The sequence below is a fragment of the Paenibacillus sp. genome (assembly GCF_048976745.1).
Classification (GTDB): Bacteria; Bacillota; Bacilli; order Paenibacillales; family Paenibacillaceae; genus Paenibacillus.
In genome coordinates, this window is sequence record NZ_JBHGUU010000004.1 from 211,172 (window position 1) to 228,383 (window position 17,212).

A 17,212-nucleotide genomic window follows, 5' to 3' on the forward strand; every position below is an offset into this window, starting at 1 on the left:
TAGATCCAATATGTTGAAATCATAGATTCAAGTTGTATCGCATGCAGACAAGCTGCATGCTTTTTTTGTTGCCAAGCGGGAAATCGGCTACAATATAGAGAGTGTAATCGAAGAGGGGCGAAGTTATGAATTTTCACCAATTGCATATTTTTTATACGGTAGCAGAGAAGGGGAGTTTCTCGGCTGCTGCACAAGCATTACATATGACTCAACCGGCAGTAACGATGCAGATTCAATCATTGGAGGACTATTTTGGGACCAAGTTGCTGCATCGTTCCACCAAAAAAATAGAATTATCCGAGGCGGGGCGGACGTTATTACCTCATGCCAAACGGAGTGTAGAGTTGGTCAGACAGACGGATGAAGCGATGTCAGCGTTTACCCAGATGTTACAGGGCCGACTTCAGCTGGGAGCCAGTCTAACGATTGGGGAATATGTGCTTCCACGCATGTTAGGACCATTTGCGCTTCAATATCCCGATATTTCAATCGTCATGAAAGTGATGAATACAACGCAAATTATGGATGATATATTGAAGCACCAGCTTAATTTTGGTCTGATTGAAGCGCCGGTGCACCACCCGGACATGATCGTAGAGCCTGTTATGCAGGATGAGCTGAAGCTGATTGTGCCTGCCGGGCATGATCTGGCTAAGCGTAGCAAAGTGAATATTGAGGATGTCATGAATTATCCCTTTGTGCTGCGTGAGAAGGGATCGGGTACTCGTCAGGTGATGGAAGACCAATTGCAGAAGAAAAAGATTGATCCACAGGATATGAATGTTGTGATGGAGCTTGGCAGTACAGGCGCGGTAAAATCGGCCGTGGAGGCAGGTGTAGGCATTACGATGTTATCTCCTTCTTCCGTGCAGCATGAACTGGCTCTGGGACTTGTTCATATTGTGGATATCCGAGGACTCGAATTCAAACGGCAGTTCTATGCCATTCATCTAAAATCGTCCTTACTGCCCCTGTCAGCTGTCGCTTTCCTGAACTATCTGCGTCAACAGGAGCAACCTGAGCAGGAACACAAGACGGGAAAGGCTTAATCGTTGGCAACATCAATTGATAGATAAGATTGAATCACAATTCACTTTTGTAAAGAAAGGAGTTGCTACGCGTGAATCAAAGCAAAGGACGCTGTGATCTGCATACCCATAGTCAGGCCTCCGACGGAATGCAACCACCGGCTGATAATGTGAAGCTTGCCAAACAAAAAGGGCTATCTGCGGTTGCCTTAACGGACCATGATACAGTAGCTGGCGTAGCGGAAGCACAGCAAGCGGGAAAAGAGTTCGATATTGATGTTGTTGCCGGAGTAGAGATCAGTACCCGGGCTGGTGGGAAAGATATTCATGTGCTTGGTTATTATGTGAATACAGAGGATGAGCAATTCCTGCAACGGTTGCGCGGATTACGTGAAGCGCGAGATGAGCGGAATCATCTGATCATCGCCAAGCTTCAGGAACTTGGGCTTGATATAAGCTGGCAAGAGGTACTGGATGAGCTGGGACGGCCGTTAGAGCCGGATGAGAGTATCGGCAGACCTCATATGGCTGATGTGCTGGTGAAGAAAGGCTACGCTGTTGACATGCGGGATGCATTTGATCGATATCTTGCTGAAGGCAAGCCTGGCTTCGTATCTGTACCCCGCGTTGCACCAGAGGATGCGTGCGAGTGGATCAGGGCCGCAGGTGGAGCCGCTGTGATTGCCCATCCGGGTCTCTATAACGATGATGAATTGGTGCGACGTATCATCGAAGAATCTCGTCCGGATGGTATCGAAGTATTTCATTCGGACCATGGCCCGGAAGAGGAACGCAGGTATGCGGAGATGGCCAGGGAATATGATCTTATTGAAACGGGTGGATCGGATTACCATGGGGAACGGCAAGGTGTTGTTTTCCACGGAGATCTTGGTAGCAAGACCGTGACGGTTGATGTGTTGGAAAGACTCAAGGCAGCTGCCTTACAGCAAAAAGGAGTATGAGCGGATAGGACATGGAAGCATGGAGGGATAACCTGCCATGAATTCATGTCCTGTTTTGTGTTGAAAAGTGTCTATGTGATGGAATAGTTGACCCAATTGCCACGTGTAGCGCCAAGACGCTCGAATAATTGCTGTGCTCGCTCATTGGTCACTGCTGTGATCCAGGACATATAAGCACAGCCATGATCACGCGTATATTGCTGACAGTGTGCAAATAACTTGGCTTCTGCTGCGCCTTCTCTGAATGGTTCCGTAACAAATAGGTCATTCATGATGGCGACACGCTCTGCTTTCATCGTACTGTAAGTGAAGAACAGGGTGGCAAATCCGATAAGCTTCCCGTCCTCTTCTGCCACAAATTGAGCCCCGATCTGCTGATTAAGCAGGTTGTTTATCAAAAGCTGGATGGATTGATCACCAGGCCAGGGGTTGTTGTAGAATCCCACCACATAGTCATGCATTAATGCCATCAGGGGTTTCAGATCATTAGGTTGAGTTTCTCTGATATCTATGGTCATGGTACACTTCCTTTAACTACAAATTTTATTCATCACAATTGAATTATTATACATATAAATGAATTAATATTCAAAAAAATGATAAATAAGCTGAGCTTCACATATTATTGAAACAAGTAATGTAATAACAAAAATCCCCTGAACCGTTAATGGTCAGGGGATTTTTCTATTGTTACTGTTACATCTATATAAGTTGAACTAATCATTTATACGATAACGGAGAGGACAGAAAAAACCTGAAAAAGCGGAGCGTTCGCCTTTATCCCCGGATTTACCCTTGAAAAAGGGGATCAGAAAAATCTGGGGATAACAGCGATTGGAAGGTTGTTCTGTCATCGTAGTGTCAGTGTAAATAATCTTTAGTTCAACTTACTATCCATTTTTAATGGTGGATGGCAGACTCTTGATCAATTCATCATTTGGCGTGACAAACAAGGTCTTCTGATGATCATAGATGACAAAACCAGGCTTCGCACCACTTGGTTTGCGTACATGACGGATAAACGTGTAATCGACTGGCACACTGCTGGACTCCTTGGCTTGACTGAAGTATGCAGCAAGCTGTGCTGCTTCTTCCAATGTAGCTTCACCAAAGTCCGTACTGCGAATAACGACATGTGAACCTGGAATGTCTTTGGTGTGCAGCCAAGTGTCGTTGGAAGACGCGAGACGGTTCGTCACGTACTCGTTCTGCAGGTTGTTTTTGCCCACAAGAATATCAATTCCCTCCGAGGAAGTGAACTGGTGTACGGTCGGACGATCGCTTTTCTTCTTCTTTTTACCTTTTTTGTTACGGTCGCGAAGGTATCCTTGCTGAACAAGCTCATCCCGTATTTCCTCAATATCGTTCATCGATGCAATGGATAGCTGCTGTAACAGGTTATCAAGATAGTCAATTTCGTCCTTGGTTTTGCCAAGCTGCTCATGAATGACAGCCAAACTGTTTTTGTATTTGTTATACCGCTTGAAATAACGTTGTGCGTTGTCAGACGGTGTGAGCAGCGGATCAAGCTGAATGGTAATGTTGGCTTGGTCTTCATCATAGAAGTTCACAAGCTCCACGCTTTTGTCCCCTTTGTGGACCTGATGCAGAGAGGCAAACAACAACTCACCCCATAGTCTGAACTTGTCCGCATCATCCGCTTCCAGCAGATCCTTGTTCAGGTTGTCGAGCTTTTTGATGTTCTTGCTTCGCTCATTCTGCAGAAAACGGAGCAGATCACTTACTCTCTGTTTAACCGTGTCCCGTTCAGCCTTGTCTCCGTAATAATCTTCCATGCATTTGCTCATCGTGTCATAGGTTTTCTCCAAATCCTGAATGCTCTCAAGATGAACGGCCGAGAAAATCATTTTACCTTTGGCGTTCATTCCGGTTACAGGCGTGTAGAGTTGATCTCTCACAGGTCCCATCACGGCTTCAAAAGCGTTCCAGAGTGCGTCAGCCTCAACTCGGCTCTCACCCTCAATCACAGCCGGAGTGCTCACGGTGCCTTCAGCAGCAGTCCCACGGGCAGCAATCTCTCCGGCAATTAACGGGCTAAGACCGCTAAAGGAGTTCACAAGCCAGCGTGATGCCTCTTCTTCAGCGGCGTGATAGTTGTCCTCAAATACTGTACGGCTCACTTCGAGCGGATTACTTTTATGTTGTTCGGGTGGGGCGGTGTAGGAGAAGCCGGGCATGATGACCCGGTAGCTGCTGATGGACGGAGTCACATGATGAATACCATCCAGAATCGTTCCTGTAATGGGATCAAGCAAAATAATATTACTGTGACGTCCCATCAATTCAATGATGATCCGTTTAACCGAAACATCCCCCAGTTCGTCGCGTTGGCGCACATCGATGTGGATGATACGTTCCATGCCAATCTGACGGATCTCCTCAATGATTGCACCTTCACAGTGCTTGCGGAGCAACATGCAGAACATGGGTGCTTCCGTAGGGTTAAGGAATGTCTTTTCCGTAAAATGCACACGCGGATATGTCGGGCTTGCCGAAACAAGCAATTTGCTATTACCTCGCTGAGCACGCAGCGTGAGAACTACGTCATGACCATTCGGCTGGTGGATCTTGCTGATACGTCCACCAATGCAGCCTTGCAGTTCATGAACAATGGCCCGTGTTACGATGCCGTCCAATGCCATTTTTTCCACTTCCTCTCTCAATCGAGCATCTGCATATATCATGCCTAATGCTTCATCTATATAACAGAAACGTGCAACCAGGTATGTAAAAAAACAAGGACTGGCAGCAGATTCTTCGTTGCTTACCTGTTGAACGCTGATCATGGTACTGCGCAGAACATCGCAGACTTTTATTTTAGCCTATTCTGTCCATCAGGGAAAGGATTCACCTTCCGGGTGCTAATCACAGACCTGTCCGAATACATATAGAGCAGGTAGTTTGTCCGGCATAGTGTACAGCCTGTCGACCAGCACGCCGGTGAAGCATGTGAGCTTATTTAGCAGATGAAATACAGACTGGGAGGGAAACTTGAAGCATGGAACATACCAAGTGGCATCAACTTAGTGATGAAGAGCTTCGTAACACTCTTGGCGTCAGCCCGCAGGAAGGATTGACGGATGAAGCTGTAGCAGAGAAGAGGAAAGTGGTCGGTTCAAATGAGCTGAGCGAGGGGAAGCGCATATCTCCGATTACATTGCTCTTAAATCAGTTCAAGGATTTTATGGTGCTGGTGTTGATGGGAGCAACGTTGGTATCCGGATTGCTGGGTGAATATCTGGATGCGGTAACGATTGTGGCTATTATCGTACTGAATGCAATTCTGGGGTTTGTACAGGAATTCCGGGCTGAACGATCTCTTCGTGCATTAAAACAGTTGTCTGCACCTCTTGCCAAAGTACTTCGTTCAGGCCAGGAAGTACACCTTGCCGCCAAACAACTTGTCCCCGGTGATATTGTCATGGTGGAGAGTGGGGACCGCATACCCGCTGATGTGCGCTGGCTGCAAACGAACAGTCTGGATGTGGAGGAGTCGGCCCTTACCGGGGAATCGGTTCCCGTAAGCAAACATTGCCTTCCGATTGCCGATGAGGACGTTCCGCTTGGTGATCAGAAGAATATTGGTTTTATGGGTACCATGGTCACTCGTGGTACAGCCAAAGGTGTGGTTATCCGTACGGGGATGGAGACGGAGATGGGCAAAATCGCTGATCTGATCCAGAATACGGAGGAACAGGAAACACCGTTACAGCACAGGCTTGAACAACTGGGCAAAATTCTGATTTTTGTCGCATTGGGATTAACCATTATGGTTGTCGTCGCCGGGATATTGCACGGACAACCAGCGGTTGGCATGTTTTTGGCAGGGGTCAGCCTCGCGGTTGCTGCCATACCGGAGGGTCTGCCGGCCATTGTAACCATTGCACTCGCACTAGGCGTGCAGCGTATGATCAAGCGTAAAGCCATTGTGCGCAAACTGCCTTCTGTCGAAACCCTTGGCTGTGCTTCCGTAATCTGTTCGGATAAGACAGGTACGCTCACACAAAACAAGATGACGGTAACGGATGTGTGGCTGGAGGGACGCAGCATCAAGGTTACCGGAGATGGTTATGCACCTGAAGGGCAGATGCTGGAGAACGGTCGAACGGTGGAACTGAAGAGTGACCAGTCGCTACGCAGAATGCTCCAGATCAGCGCGCTTTGCAACAATGCCAGTATTGTGGAGAATGTTGCAAGCGAGGGGGCGAGCAAGAAAAAGGACAAGGATAACAAAAAAGAAGGCAAGAAAAAAACGAAAAAAGGGGATCTCCAGGAAGAAACGGTCAAGCGAGACAATGTATTCTGGGAGCTTAAGGGTGATCCGACGGAGGGGGCGCTCGTCACACTGTCCTCCAAAATGGGGCTTACCCCTGCTGGTCTCAAAGAGTTGTATGCCCGGGAGCAGGAGTTCCCGTTTGATTCGGAGCGCAAACGCATGTCGGTCCTGGTTCAACACCAGGGAGGCCGAATGATCTATACCAAAGGTGCACCGGATGTATTGATCGGACACTGCAGTTATATTTTGTGGGAAGGCAAGGTTGTACCTTTCACTGGAACGCTGCGGCAGAAAGTGATGGCAGCCAATGAGAGCATGGCCGGCGCGGCACTACGTGTCCTCGGAATGGCCTATCGTGAAGTGCGGCCGGAAGAAAAAGTGGCTGATGAACACGCCGCCGAGAGTCAGCTTATATTCGTGGGACTTACAGGTATGATTGATCCGCCGCGTCGTGAAGTGCGCGATGCGATTGCAACATGCCGCAAGGCGGGGATACGAACGGTCATGATCACAGGTGATCATGGTACAACGGCAGAAGCGATTGCTCATCAACTCGGGATTCTTCCACGCGGCGGTGCTTCTCTAAGTGGTCAGCAGCTGGCAGGCATGACGGATGAACAACTGGATAAACAGGTAGAGGGAATCTATGTGTTCTCAAGAGTGTCTCCTGAACATAAGCTTCGTATCGTGAAGTCTTTGCAGCGCAAAGGACATGTCGTTGCCATGACGGGGGATGGGGTGAACGACGCTCCGGCTATTAAAGCGGCTGACATTGGGATCGCGATGGGCATTACAGGAACGGATGTTACAAAGGAAGCTTCGGCGCTTATTCTGAGTGATGATAACTTCTCAACGATTGTGGCGGCCATAGAAGAAGGTCGTAATATTTATGAGAACATTCGCAAGTTTATCCGTTATTTGCTGGCATCAAACGTGGGTGAGATTTTGACAATGTTCTTTGCAATGATGATGGGCCTGCCATTGCCGCTTGTACCAATTCAGATTCTGTGGGTTAACCTGGTGACAGATGGTTTGCCTGCAATGGCGCTCGGGGTAGATCAGCCGGAAAAAGATTTGATGGAACACAAACCCCGTGGTGCCAAGGAAAACATTTTTGCCCGCAGACTGGGTTGGAAAATTGTCAGTCGGGGTGTATTGATTGGATTATGTACACTCGGAGCGTTCTGGCTTACCCTTCAGGCTGCGCCGGATAACCCGGGTCAATTGATCAAAGCACAGTCTGTGGCTTTCGCTACACTCGTATTGGCGCAGCTCATTCATGTCTTTGATTGCCGCAGTTCGCGCTCGATCTTCCATCGAAATCCACTACAAAACAAATATCTCGTTCTTGCTGTGATTTCATCGGTTGTACTGATGCTGGTTGTCATGTACGTTGAACCGCTGCAGCCGATCTTCAAAACCGTACCGCTAGGTTTGCGTGAATGGGCCATCTGTATCGTTGCTGCTGGCATTCCAACGTTCCTTATGGGCGCGGGAAGCGTGTGGGGTGGTCGTCGTAACCGCCGCCGTATGGGTGGTTCTGGACGCTTCGTACCGAAAAGTACAAAGTTTTCAGCATAAAATCAATACCTTTTCCTTACCCATTTCGTTATGCTATCCTCAAAATGATTCGAAGCGGCAGCTTTGGCATTTTGCAGGATAGCTTTTTTGTGTAAATGTTGAATATGAATTTCTATGGTAATCCTGTAGAAGAGCAAGAATATAGCTTTGGCAGCAGACTGCCAAAAGGAGTGGGCAAGATGATGGAATTTACGAAAATGCATGGACTTGGTAACGATTTTATCGTTGTATTTGGTGAAAAGGAACTTCCGGCAGACGCAGCAGAATTGGCTGTGAAATGGTGCAACCGTTTCTTCGGTATTGGTGCGGACGGCCTGGTGTATATACTGCCTTCAGAGAAGGCGGACTTTCAGATGCGCATCATGAATTCGGACGGTTCGGAAGCAGAGCAGTGCGGTAATGCCATCCGTTGTGTATCCAAATATGTATACGATCATGGTCATGTTAGCCAGGAGCAGATTACCATTGAAACGATTGGTGCAGGGGTACAACCTGTAACTCTCAACATTCGAGATGGTAAAGTGGAAACGGTGCGTGTGGATATGGGTGAGCCGATCCTGGACGGTCTTCAAGTGCCTACAACGGTAGATGCCAATCCCGTGGTTGATCACTACATTGAAGCGAACGGACATGCGTTCAAATTCACTGCCGTATCCATGGGTAACCCACATGCGGTGATCTATGTAGATGACGCTGTGAATTTTGACCTCACGACTTGGGGTCCACTTCTTGAAGTACATCCGATGTTTCCGAAAAAAATCAATGTGGAATTCGCCACAGTTCGTGACCGTGGATATGTGGACATGCGTGTATGGGAACGCGGAGCTGGCCCAACACTTGCATGTGGAACCGGAGCTTGTGCAACACTGGTATCCTCTGTCCTGAATGGACATACAGATCGTACAGCCGTCATCAGCCTCAAGGGTGGGGATCTCCACATTGAGTGGAATGAAGCGGATAATCATGTCTATATGACAGGACCTGCTGAAGTTGTTTTTAAGGGAATCACTTCATAATCAAGTGAATGGTGTAACACAAGAGGCCTGAGGGCCTCTTTTTTTGTCAAAAAGGGCAGGTCATGTCTCCTGTACAGAGACATATTGGGGGCTGTATGGTAAGAAAGTCCATATGAGCTGGATACTCATCAAAAACCTGTGTTTTTCTTCGTTTTTTAGGGTTTTTTGTGTTACATTAGTATGAAAATGATCACAGCTAGGCGGGGGGAAAAGGGATGAAGGCGGATTTGCGCAAAGTTATGCAGGAACGAGTTCTCATTGGAGATGGGGCCATGGGAACGTATCTGTACCAAATGGGATTCCCGGTAGGGATTTCATATGAAGAGTTAAACTTGATTTCACCTGAAGTGGTGGCGGAAGTACATCGCCGTTATCGGGACGCAGGTACAGAGATATTTGAAACGAATACGTATTCTGCCAACTATGACAAATTGTCCAAGTTTGGTTTGGAGTCCAAAGTGGAGGATGTGAACCGTACCGGTGTTCGTATTGCCAAAGAGGTGGCTGGAGCTGACGGTTATGTTCTTGGAGCAGTAGGCTCTATTCGCGGCGGCAAGCGGACGAACGTCTCCACGAGTGAACTGAAACGCTTCTATCAACAACAGATCTTTGCACTGCTTGATGAAGGCGTGGATGGCATTCTGCTGGAGACCTTCTATGATATCGAGGAAATGGATATTGCCCTTTTGCAAGCGCGCAAGCTAAGTGATCTGCCCGTGATCGGACAGTTTGCGGTAGAGGATGTAGGACACACACTGGACGGATATACAATGCCCGAAGCATTCCGGATCATGCGGGAGCAGGGTGCGGATGTGATCGGTTTTAACTGTCGCTCAGGTCCAAACGGAATTATGCGTGCCATGGAAACGGTCTCCGGACGTATCGGCATTCCCATGTCTGTCTATCCGAATGCAGGTGCAGCAGATTATGTCGATGGTCAGTTCCGCTATGGTGCCACTCCAGAGTATTTTGGTCAGACGGCTGTGCAATTTGCCGAGCTGGGCGCTCGTATTATCGGCGGTTGCTGTGGTACAACACCTGATCATATTACCGCTATGAAAGAGGCGCTCGCTGACTACGTGCCTTCGCCTATTTTGGAACCTGATCCGTCAGAATCCAAACCGCGTATTGTGCTGCATGAACATGTGGATGAGCGCTCCGGACGTGGAGGTCAGCCTACGATTGTTGATCTGGTCAAGCAGCGTCACACAGTCATTGTTGAACTTGACCCGCCGCGTGATCTGGACATTGCCAAATTCATGAAAGGTGCGGAGACACTAAAGGCAGCAGGAGCCGATGCCCTGACACTGGCCGATAATTCGCTAGCGGTTACACGGATGAGCAACATGGCGTTGGGTCACCTCGTTCAGGATCGCACGGGTCTTCGTCCATTGGTGCATATTGCCTGCCGTGACCGGAATCTGATTGGAACGCAGTCTCACATGATGGGGTTTGATGCTCTGGGCATTAATCATGTACTTGCTGTGACAGGGGATCCTGCAAGATTTGGTGATCTGCCGGGATCTAGCTCGGTATACGATCTAACCTCTTTTGAAATCATACGCATGATCAAACAGTTGAACGATGGAGTGGCCTTCTCGGGTAAACCGTTGAAGCAGAAAGCGGGCTTTGTCATCGGAGCGGCATTTAATCCCAATGTGAAATATCTGGATAAAGCTGTACAGCGTCTGGAGAAGAAAATTGCTTCTGGTGCAGATTACATCATGACTCAGCCTGTCTATGACCCGGAGTTAATCGTGGCAATGCATGAAGCAACCAAACATCTGGATGTGCCTATTTTTGTAGGTGTAATGCCACTGGCAAGTGGACGGAATGCAGAGTATCTGCACAACGAAGTTCCCGGAATTCAGCTTTCGGATGAAGTGCGTTCCCGTATGGCAGGTCTGGAAGGCGAAGAGGGCCGTGCGATGGGGGTAAAAATTGCCAAGGAACTGCTGGACGTAGCAACAGCACATTTCAAAGGGATCTATCTTATGACACCGTTTATGTTCTACGGCATGACGGCCGAACTGACTCAATACGTATGGGAGAAGTCGGAGCATCAATGTCCTACTTGTTTCAACCCTAATAATCAATTACAATAGTAAAACGGATGTGATGCCGATGTCATTCAGTATGACCGGATACGGTCAATCCGCCTTTCATTTTGGCGGCTATAAGGTACAATTAGAGATCAAATCTGTTAATCATCGTTATTGCGAAGTGATGATGCGTTTGCCAAGAGAGTGGACGTATTATGAAGACGGTTTGAGGAAAATCGTACAGAGTCGTTTGAAACGTGGACGGATTGATGTTTATGTAATGAAAGAAAAAGAGGAAGACCAGGCTCTTCCCGCTGTTCTGAATGAGCAGACGGTCAGGGCCTATCTGCAGGCTGCAGAGCAACTGGAAACCCAATATGGAATGCAGGGCAAACCAAGTATTGTGGATATGCTTGGACTGCCGGACGTCATGGTTCATTCGGATGGGACAAGTTCCATTCCCGAAGAGCAGAAGGACGAATGGGAGCGAGTTCTGCAGGAAGGATTGAAAGAGGCTCTGTCCAGCCTTGAACAGATGCGCGCTCGCGAGGGTCTTCATCTGGCCAGTGATCTGGAACGACGGATTACCCGTCTGGAGTCACTGCATACCGAGATGCTTGATCTTGCACCAACTGTGGTAAGTGATTATCGCAACAAGTTAAGACAGAGGCTTACGGAAATGCAGGAAGAAGGCTCTTTCCCTTTTGATGAGCATAAATTGGGTATGGAAATTGCAATGTTTGCCGATCGTTCTAACATAGAAGAGGAGCTTACACGTCTACTGAGTCACTTTGGACAGAGCAGGGAACTGCTGAAAAGTGATGAGCCCGTAGGTCGTAAGTTGGACTTTCTAATTCAAGAGATGAATCGGGAAGTCAATACGATTGGATCAAAAGCCAACCATTTGGCTCTGGTGAATCGTGTTGTCGAGATGAAGGCGGAGCTGGAGAAGATTCGTGAGCAAGCGGCGAATATCGAATGAACGTCCACATTTCGGCAAAAGAGTCGCATGTATAGGGGGAAGAACCTGATTATGGCAATCAAACTCATTAACATTGGATTCGGTAACATCGTATCGGCGAACCGGATTATATCCATCGTGAGTCCGGAATCTGCGCCGATCAAGAGAATTATACAAGAGGCTAGAGATCGTCACATGCTGATTGATGCAACGTACGGAAGACGTACTCGTGCCGTAATTATTACGGATAGCGATCATGTCATTTTGTCTGCAGTTCAGCCTGAGACGGTCGCCCATCGTCTTTCTTCGAAAGATGATGATAACGACGAATAAAATGGAGTGTAATATGTCTAAGGGATTACTGGTAGTGTTGTCTGGCCCATCTGGGGTCGGGAAGGGTACTGTATGCAGCGCTTTGCGCAAACGGGTGCCGGAATTGATTTATTCCGTATCGGCGACAACCCGTCAGCCTCGTCTGGGTGAAGAACATGGTGTAAACTATTTCTTCAGAAGTCATGAAGAGTTCCAAAACATGATTGCTGAAGATCAACTGTTGGAACATGCGGAGTATGTTGGTAATTATTACGGAACGCCGCGTGATTTTGTAGAAAAAACGATTAACGAAGGCCGCGACATCATTCTGGAGATTGAGGTTCAAGGCGCGTTAAAAGTGAAAGAGAAATTCCCGGAAGGCATCTTTGTTTTCCTGCTTCCTCCTTCATTGGACGAGCTGAAAGATCGCATTCAGGGCCGGGGTACCGAAAGCCAGGCTACCATTGATCACCGGATGTCCGTAGCGGTTGATGAGATCAGTCTGCTGGAGCAGTATGATTACGCTGTTGTGAATGATGAAATTGATTTGGCGTGCAAGAGAATAGAAAGCATCATAATCGCCGAACATTGTAAGATCAATAAATAATCCCTTTTGCCGCTGCAGAATGCGATATAAGTGGGGGAGTTGTCATATCATGTACTGAAGCAGTCCTTCTCGGAATGCCCGGATGTGAAGACATGCCACATCCGTTCTGTCAGGCGGCAACTTGCGATTATACTAATGCGAAGAGGTGTTTGTTAATATGCTGTATCCTTCTATTGATGAAATGATGAACAAAGTCGACAGCAAGTATTCCCTTGTTGTTGCTGCTTCCCGCCGGGCTAGACAGCTACGTGAAGGTGAAAAATCGGATTTAAGAGGTGCGAGATCCCATAAACAAGTGGGCGTTGCACTGGAAGAAATCTATGGAGACCTGCTCGTTGTCATCAAAGGACAGGACGAAGAGGAAGAGTAAGCCGCCTGCGGCTGCTCTTCAACTGCATACGGCGCAAGCCGGATTAATTGACAACCGCGAGGTTGTTATTTTTTTACGAATAAGCATATTTTAACGGAATCATTAGACGTCGTATAATATCGGGGGAAATAAACATGTTGAACGGTAAAAAAATCGTGCTTGGTGTGACAGGCGGCATAGCCGCTTACAAAGCGGCAACATTATGCAGCAGACTGGTGCAAAAGGGAGCGGATGTTCATGTGATTATGACAGCTTCCGCTACACAGTTTATTACCGAATTAACGTTGCAAACGTTGACCCGAAATACCGTATATACCGATACATTTGATGAGCGTGAGCCAGCAGTTGTATCCCATATTCATCTGGCAGATCTGGCTGATCTTGTTCTGGTTGCCCCGGCTACAGCCAATGTGATTGCCAAGATGGCACATGGCATGGCAGATGATATGCTCTCAACAACGCTGCTTGCCACGACAGCTCCTGTCATGATTGCCCCAGCGATGAATGTACATATGTATGATCATCCGGCTGTAAAGCACAATATGAACCTGCTTGTTGAACGGGGTGCCATGATGATTGAGCCAGGTGAAGGTCTGCTTGCGTGTGGATATGTAGGCAAGGGGCGTCTGGAAGAACCGGAGAGCATTGTGGATGTAGTGGAACGTTTCTTTGAACAGCGCGAGTCTGTAGACCGTAGTCGGCAGGGACAAGCTGCATTGTTACAAGGCAAGAAGGTTGTTGTTACGGCTGGAGGTACAATTGAGCGCATTGACCCGGTACGATACATTACGAACGATTCGTCTGGCAAAATGGGATTTGCCATTGCTGCAGCTGCCCGTGATCTGGGGGCAGATGTGAAATTGGTTATGGGTAATACCCAAGAGAAGCCGCCGGAGAACGTTGAGTTGATCCCTGTACAGTCTGCACAGGATATGTACGAAGCTCTAACACAGGAGTGGGATGGCGCAGATATCGTGGTTAAAGCGGCCGCTGTTGCCGATTATCGTCCAAAGGAAGTTTATACCGAGAAGATCAAGAAAAAAGGCGACACGTTGTCGCTCGAACTTGTTAAAAATATAGATATTCTTGAAACGCTGGGCAAGCAGAAAACCCATCAGTTTTTGATTGGTTTTGCTGCGGAGACTCAGTCCGTTGAGATGTATGCACGTGAGAAATTGGAACGGAAAAACTGTGATCTGATCGTAGCCAATGACGTAACCCGCACGGGTGCAGGATTTGGAACAGACACCAACGCGGTACATATCTATGACCGGGAAGGTTTGGTGGAGGAGCTTCCAGTGATGGCCAAGAACGATGTGGCTCATCGGTTGCTCCGGATTGCGGCGGAGCGCATTGCCGGGAGGAATTAGGATATGGAGATTGCCAAGGTCATAGTCGATGTTCCTGTGAAGGAAACAGACCGGCCGTTTGATTACCTGGTACCTGAATCGATGAGGGAATGGATCGAGATTGGCAGCCGGGTGGGTGTGCCTTTTGGTCATCGGACGGTGCAGGGATTCGTGATTGATCTTGTGCCACGTACCGGAGAGGAAACATTCAGGCTTAAGCAGATTCAGGAGTTGCTGGACATTGTTCCCCCGTTGTCAAAAGATTTGGTTGAGTTGGCCGAATGGATGAGTAGGCGTTATGCCAGTAACCGGATTTTGTCATTGCAGGTTATGGTGCCTACCGCATTAAAAGGGAAAGCGGAGCGATACATCTCGCTGGGCGATGCACTTGATGGACAGATGGCAGGTGCACAACCGGATGATGAGGTGTTATTTGTTTGGGGAGAAGAGTCTACGACCGAGAAAGTGCAACAGGATATCATCCGTTTTGTCAAAAGTCGGGGTCAGGTACCACTGCAACAACTGAGTCGAAAATATCCCAATCATGCTGCACTAATTAAGAAATTATTGCTTGGTGGCGTACTGCTGGAGAGTCAGGCCATCAAGGACAAGTTGAATAAAAAAACGATGAAGTCCGTTGATCTGGCTGTAGATATTGCTGCTGCTCAAGAAGCACTTGCTTCATTCCCGGCGAAAGCACAGCGGCAGAAGGAAATTCTGGCTTTTTTGCTGGAAATGAAAGAACTGCTGCCCATGCCGATGAAAGAAGTGTTATCTACACTGCAGGTATCAGCCGCAACGATGAAGGGGCTTGAGGAAAAGGGATTGATCGTCACAGAGGATGTTGAGGTCTTTCGTGATCCTTATCAGGGCAGGAAGTTCAAGGCGACTGAACCGCTGGTTCTGACCGATGAGCAAAAACAGGTTTACGACAATATCAATGGCCGATTGCAGGAACAACGCCACGGAGTGTTTTTGCTACATGGTGTTACGGGAAGTGGCAAGACGGAAGTCTACCTTCAAACCATTCAACAATGCATCGAGCAAGATCGGCAGGCCATCGTACTGGTGCCCGAGATTGCACTGACACCACAGATGGTTGAACGTTTTAAAGGGCGGTTTGGCGATCAGGTTGCGGTCATGCACAGTCGTCTGTCTGGTGGTGAGCGCTATGATGAATGGCGCAAGATTCGTGAGGGTCAGGTGAAGGTTGCGATTGGGGCGCGTTCAGCCGTATTTGCTCCATTCAGTCGGCTTGGGTTGATCATTATGGATGAGGAACACGAGACTTCCTATAAACAAGAGGAAACACCGAAATATCATGCCCGGGATGTAGCGGTAAAAAGAGCACAGCAGCATCAGGCCGTAGTTGTTCTGGGCTCAGCGACACCTTCGCTGGAAAGTTACTATGCGGCACGCTCGCAGAGCAACGACGATTTTGCACCACTCTTGCTGGAGATGCCAACACGGGCACTGGGCAACAAGCTGCCCGAAGTGCGAATCGTTGACATGCGCGAAGAGTTGAAGGATGGTAACCGCTCCATGTTCAGCAGGGCTTTGCACAAAGGGCTGGAGGAGCGCTTGGAACGCGGTGAACAGACGGTGCTTCTGCTGAATCGCCGTGGGTATTCAACCTTTGTCATGTGCCGAAGTTGTGGATATGTGGCAGGCTGTCCCGAATGTGATATTTCATTGACGTATCATCAGCGCTCCAATAATCTCCGTTGTCATTACTGTGGCTATGCGGAAGCGGCTCCGGAAGTGTGCCCCGATTGTGGAAGTGAGCATATACGATATTTCGGCACAGGTACACAACGAGTCGAGGAAGAGCTTGCGAAGCTCTTTCCGGGGATACGGGTCATACGGATGGATGTGGATACAACAACGGAAAAAGGGGCTCATGAGAAGCTGTTGAAACAGTTTCGTGAGAAAAAGGCAGACGTATTGCTGGGTACCCAGATGGTTGCGAAGGGGCTCGACTTCCCGGATGTGACCCTGGTTGGCGTGATAACAGCGGATTCAGCATTGAATTTGCCTGATTTTCGCGCTGCCGAAAAAACGTTTCAGTTACTAACACAGGTAGCAGGCCGAGCGGGTCGGCACCAATTGCCTGGTGAGGTGTTTGTCCAGTCTTATACGCCGGAGCACTACTCTATCGGGCATGCGAGTCAGCATGACTACGTGTCGTTTGTACGTGAGGAACTGCTGCACCGTCGCAATCTACAATATCCGCCATACTGTCGCCTGATTCTGGTGACCTTTTCGCATGAGCAGCTTCCGGTACTGATTCGTCTTGCCGAGAACTACACGCGGATACTGAAAGAGAAGGCTAATGCGGCCGGATGGCTCGGCAGTCTGGATCGTTTCAGCAATGATGCCTTTGATGTATTAGGGCCGGTAGCGTCCCCGATTCCCCGGATCAAGAATAGATACAGATTCCAATGTATGATAAAATGGCGGGGGGATGTAGATGCCATAGGACTCGCTCTGGCAACAGCCCGGCGCATGGATGATGATGTTCAGGCGCAAAAATTGCTTATTAGTCTGGATGTAGACCCGCAAATGTTAATGTAGGCATTTTGCAGCAATGCGGATGTAAACAAGCGGTATAAACATAGATTAAAATGAATACCCCAAAAATACAGAATATCGTCCTGAAATTATGATGAGGATTAGGAAGGTGCTTA

General features: G+C 48.3%; 13 protein-coding genes. 11 read left to right on the top strand and 2 right to left on the bottom strand.

Annotated elements, in window-relative coordinates:
- Positions 1 to 125: 125 nt before the first annotated feature.
- Together ACE3K2_RS01915 and ACE3K2_RS01920 are read left to right on the top strand one after the other, a co-directional pair.
- Positions 126 to 1,049: a selenium metabolism-associated LysR family transcriptional regulator gene (locus ACE3K2_RS01915; protein WP_421886044.1), complete on the top strand. Its 924-nt coding sequence runs from the start codon at positions 126 to 128 to the stop codon at positions 1,047 to 1,049.
- 71 nt (positions 1,050 to 1,120) lie between these two features.
- Complete coding sequence (locus ACE3K2_RS01920) at positions 1,121 to 1,990, top strand: PHP domain-containing protein (RefSeq protein WP_421886047.1); 870 nt, start codon at positions 1,121 to 1,123, stop codon at positions 1,988 to 1,990.
- 71 nt (positions 1,991 to 2,061) lie between these two features.
- On the opposite strand, the gene ACE3K2_RS01925 is transcribed toward ACE3K2_RS01920, so the two are convergent.
- Both ACE3K2_RS01925 and ACE3K2_RS01930 read right to left on the bottom strand, forming a co-directional pair.
- A complete protein-coding gene (locus tag ACE3K2_RS01925) occupies positions 2,062 to 2,508 on the bottom strand; it encodes a GNAT family N-acetyltransferase (protein WP_421886050.1) in 447 nt (148 codons plus the stop codon).
- Positions 2,509 to 2,880: 372 nt separating this feature from the next.
- Positions 2,881 to 4,653 (bottom strand): Rqc2 family fibronectin-binding protein, encoded by a 1,773-nt coding sequence (locus tag ACE3K2_RS01930; RefSeq protein WP_421886053.1) that lies wholly within the window; start codon positions 4,651 to 4,653, stop codon positions 2,881 to 2,883.
- A 356-nt stretch (positions 4,654 to 5,009) separates the two neighbouring features.
- On the opposite strand from ACE3K2_RS01930, the gene ACE3K2_RS01935 reads away from it, so the two are divergent.
- The 9 genes from ACE3K2_RS01935 (at position 5,010) to priA (ending at position 17,099) form a co-directional block, all read left to right on the top strand.
- Positions 5,010 to 7,868 (top strand): cation-translocating P-type ATPase, encoded by a 2,859-nt coding sequence (locus ACE3K2_RS01935; RefSeq protein ID WP_421886056.1) that lies wholly within the window; start codon positions 5,010 to 5,012, stop codon positions 7,866 to 7,868.
- Positions 7,869 to 8,050: 182 nt separating this feature from the next.
- Complete coding sequence (gene dapF / locus ACE3K2_RS01940) at positions 8,051 to 8,884, top strand: diaminopimelate epimerase (protein ID WP_421886861.1); 834 nt, start codon at positions 8,051 to 8,053, stop codon at positions 8,882 to 8,884.
- A 215-nt stretch (positions 8,885 to 9,099) separates the two neighbouring features.
- Positions 9,100 to 10,989, top strand: coding sequence for a bifunctional homocysteine S-methyltransferase/methylenetetrahydrofolate reductase (locus ACE3K2_RS01945; protein ID WP_421886059.1), 1,890 nt, complete (start codon positions 9,100 to 9,102; stop codon positions 10,987 to 10,989).
- 19 nt (positions 10,990 to 11,008) lie between these two features.
- Positions 11,009 to 11,908 (top strand): YicC/YloC family endoribonuclease, encoded by a 900-nt coding sequence (locus tag ACE3K2_RS01950; protein ID WP_253439066.1) that lies wholly within the window; start codon positions 11,009 to 11,011, stop codon positions 11,906 to 11,908.
- A 51-nt stretch (positions 11,909 to 11,959) separates the two neighbouring features.
- Positions 11,960 to 12,220 (top strand): extracellular matrix/biofilm regulator RemA, encoded by a 261-nt coding sequence (gene remA, locus ACE3K2_RS01955; protein ID WP_006209218.1) that lies wholly within the window; start codon positions 11,960 to 11,962, stop codon positions 12,218 to 12,220.
- A gap of 13 nt (positions 12,221 to 12,233) precedes the next feature.
- Positions 12,234 to 12,806 (top strand): guanylate kinase, encoded by a 573-nt coding sequence (gene gmk / locus ACE3K2_RS01960; protein ID WP_017687445.1) that lies wholly within the window; start codon positions 12,234 to 12,236, stop codon positions 12,804 to 12,806.
- A 157-nt stretch (positions 12,807 to 12,963) separates the two neighbouring features.
- Entirely contained in the window at positions 12,964 to 13,176 is a 213-nt protein-coding gene (gene rpoZ / locus ACE3K2_RS01965) for a DNA-directed RNA polymerase subunit omega (RefSeq protein WP_091028645.1), read from the top strand.
- Positions 13,177 to 13,310: 134 nt separating this feature from the next.
- Positions 13,311 to 14,546 carry a bifunctional phosphopantothenoylcysteine decarboxylase/phosphopantothenate--cysteine ligase CoaBC gene (coaBC, locus tag ACE3K2_RS01970; protein WP_421886068.1) on the top strand — a complete coding sequence of 412 codons (1,236 nt, stop codon included), beginning with the start codon at positions 13,311 to 13,313 and terminating at the stop codon, positions 14,544 to 14,546.
- A 3-nt stretch (positions 14,547 to 14,549) separates the two neighbouring features.
- Positions 14,550 to 17,099: a primosomal protein N' gene (gene priA, locus ACE3K2_RS01975; protein WP_421886071.1), complete on the top strand. Its 2,550-nt coding sequence runs from the start codon at positions 14,550 to 14,552 to the stop codon at positions 17,097 to 17,099.
- The last annotated feature ends 113 nt before the right edge of the window (positions 17,100 to 17,212 follow it).

What these genes read in the sequence shown, in the direction of transcription:
- priA (WP_421886071.1), top strand. Translation starts at nt 14,550, where the DNA reads ATGGAGATTGCCAAGGTCATAGTCGATGTTCCTGTGAAGGAAACAGAC.
- gmk (WP_017687445.1), top strand. Translation starts at nt 12,234, where the DNA reads ATGTCTAAGGGATTACTGGTAGTGTTGTCTGGCCCATCTGGGGTCGGG.
- ACE3K2_RS01925 (WP_421886050.1), bottom strand. Translation starts at nt 2,508, where the DNA reads ATGACCATAGATATCAGAGAAACTCAACCTAATGATCTGAAACCCCTG.
- rpoZ (WP_091028645.1), top strand. Translation starts at nt 12,964, where the DNA reads ATGCTGTATCCTTCTATTGATGAAATGATGAACAAAGTCGACAGCAAG.
- coaBC (WP_421886068.1), top strand. Translation starts at nt 13,311, where the DNA reads ATGTTGAACGGTAAAAAAATCGTGCTTGGTGTGACAGGCGGCATAGCC.
- ACE3K2_RS01950 (WP_253439066.1), top strand. Translation starts at nt 11,009, where the DNA reads ATGTCATTCAGTATGACCGGATACGGTCAATCCGCCTTTCATTTTGGC.
- ACE3K2_RS01945 (WP_421886059.1), top strand. Translation starts at nt 9,100, where the DNA reads ATGAAGGCGGATTTGCGCAAAGTTATGCAGGAACGAGTTCTCATTGGA.
- remA (WP_006209218.1), top strand. Translation starts at nt 11,960, where the DNA reads ATGGCAATCAAACTCATTAACATTGGATTCGGTAACATCGTATCGGCG.
- ACE3K2_RS01935 (WP_421886056.1), top strand. Translation starts at nt 5,010, where the DNA reads ATGGAACATACCAAGTGGCATCAACTTAGTGATGAAGAGCTTCGTAAC.
- ACE3K2_RS01915 (WP_421886044.1), top strand. Translation starts at nt 126, where the DNA reads ATGAATTTTCACCAATTGCATATTTTTTATACGGTAGCAGAGAAGGGG.
- dapF (WP_421886861.1), top strand. Translation starts at nt 8,051, where the DNA reads ATGGAATTTACGAAAATGCATGGACTTGGTAACGATTTTATCGTTGTA.
- ACE3K2_RS01930 (WP_421886053.1), bottom strand. Translation starts at nt 4,653, where the DNA reads ATGGCATTGGACGGCATCGTAACACGGGCCATTGTTCATGAACTGCAA.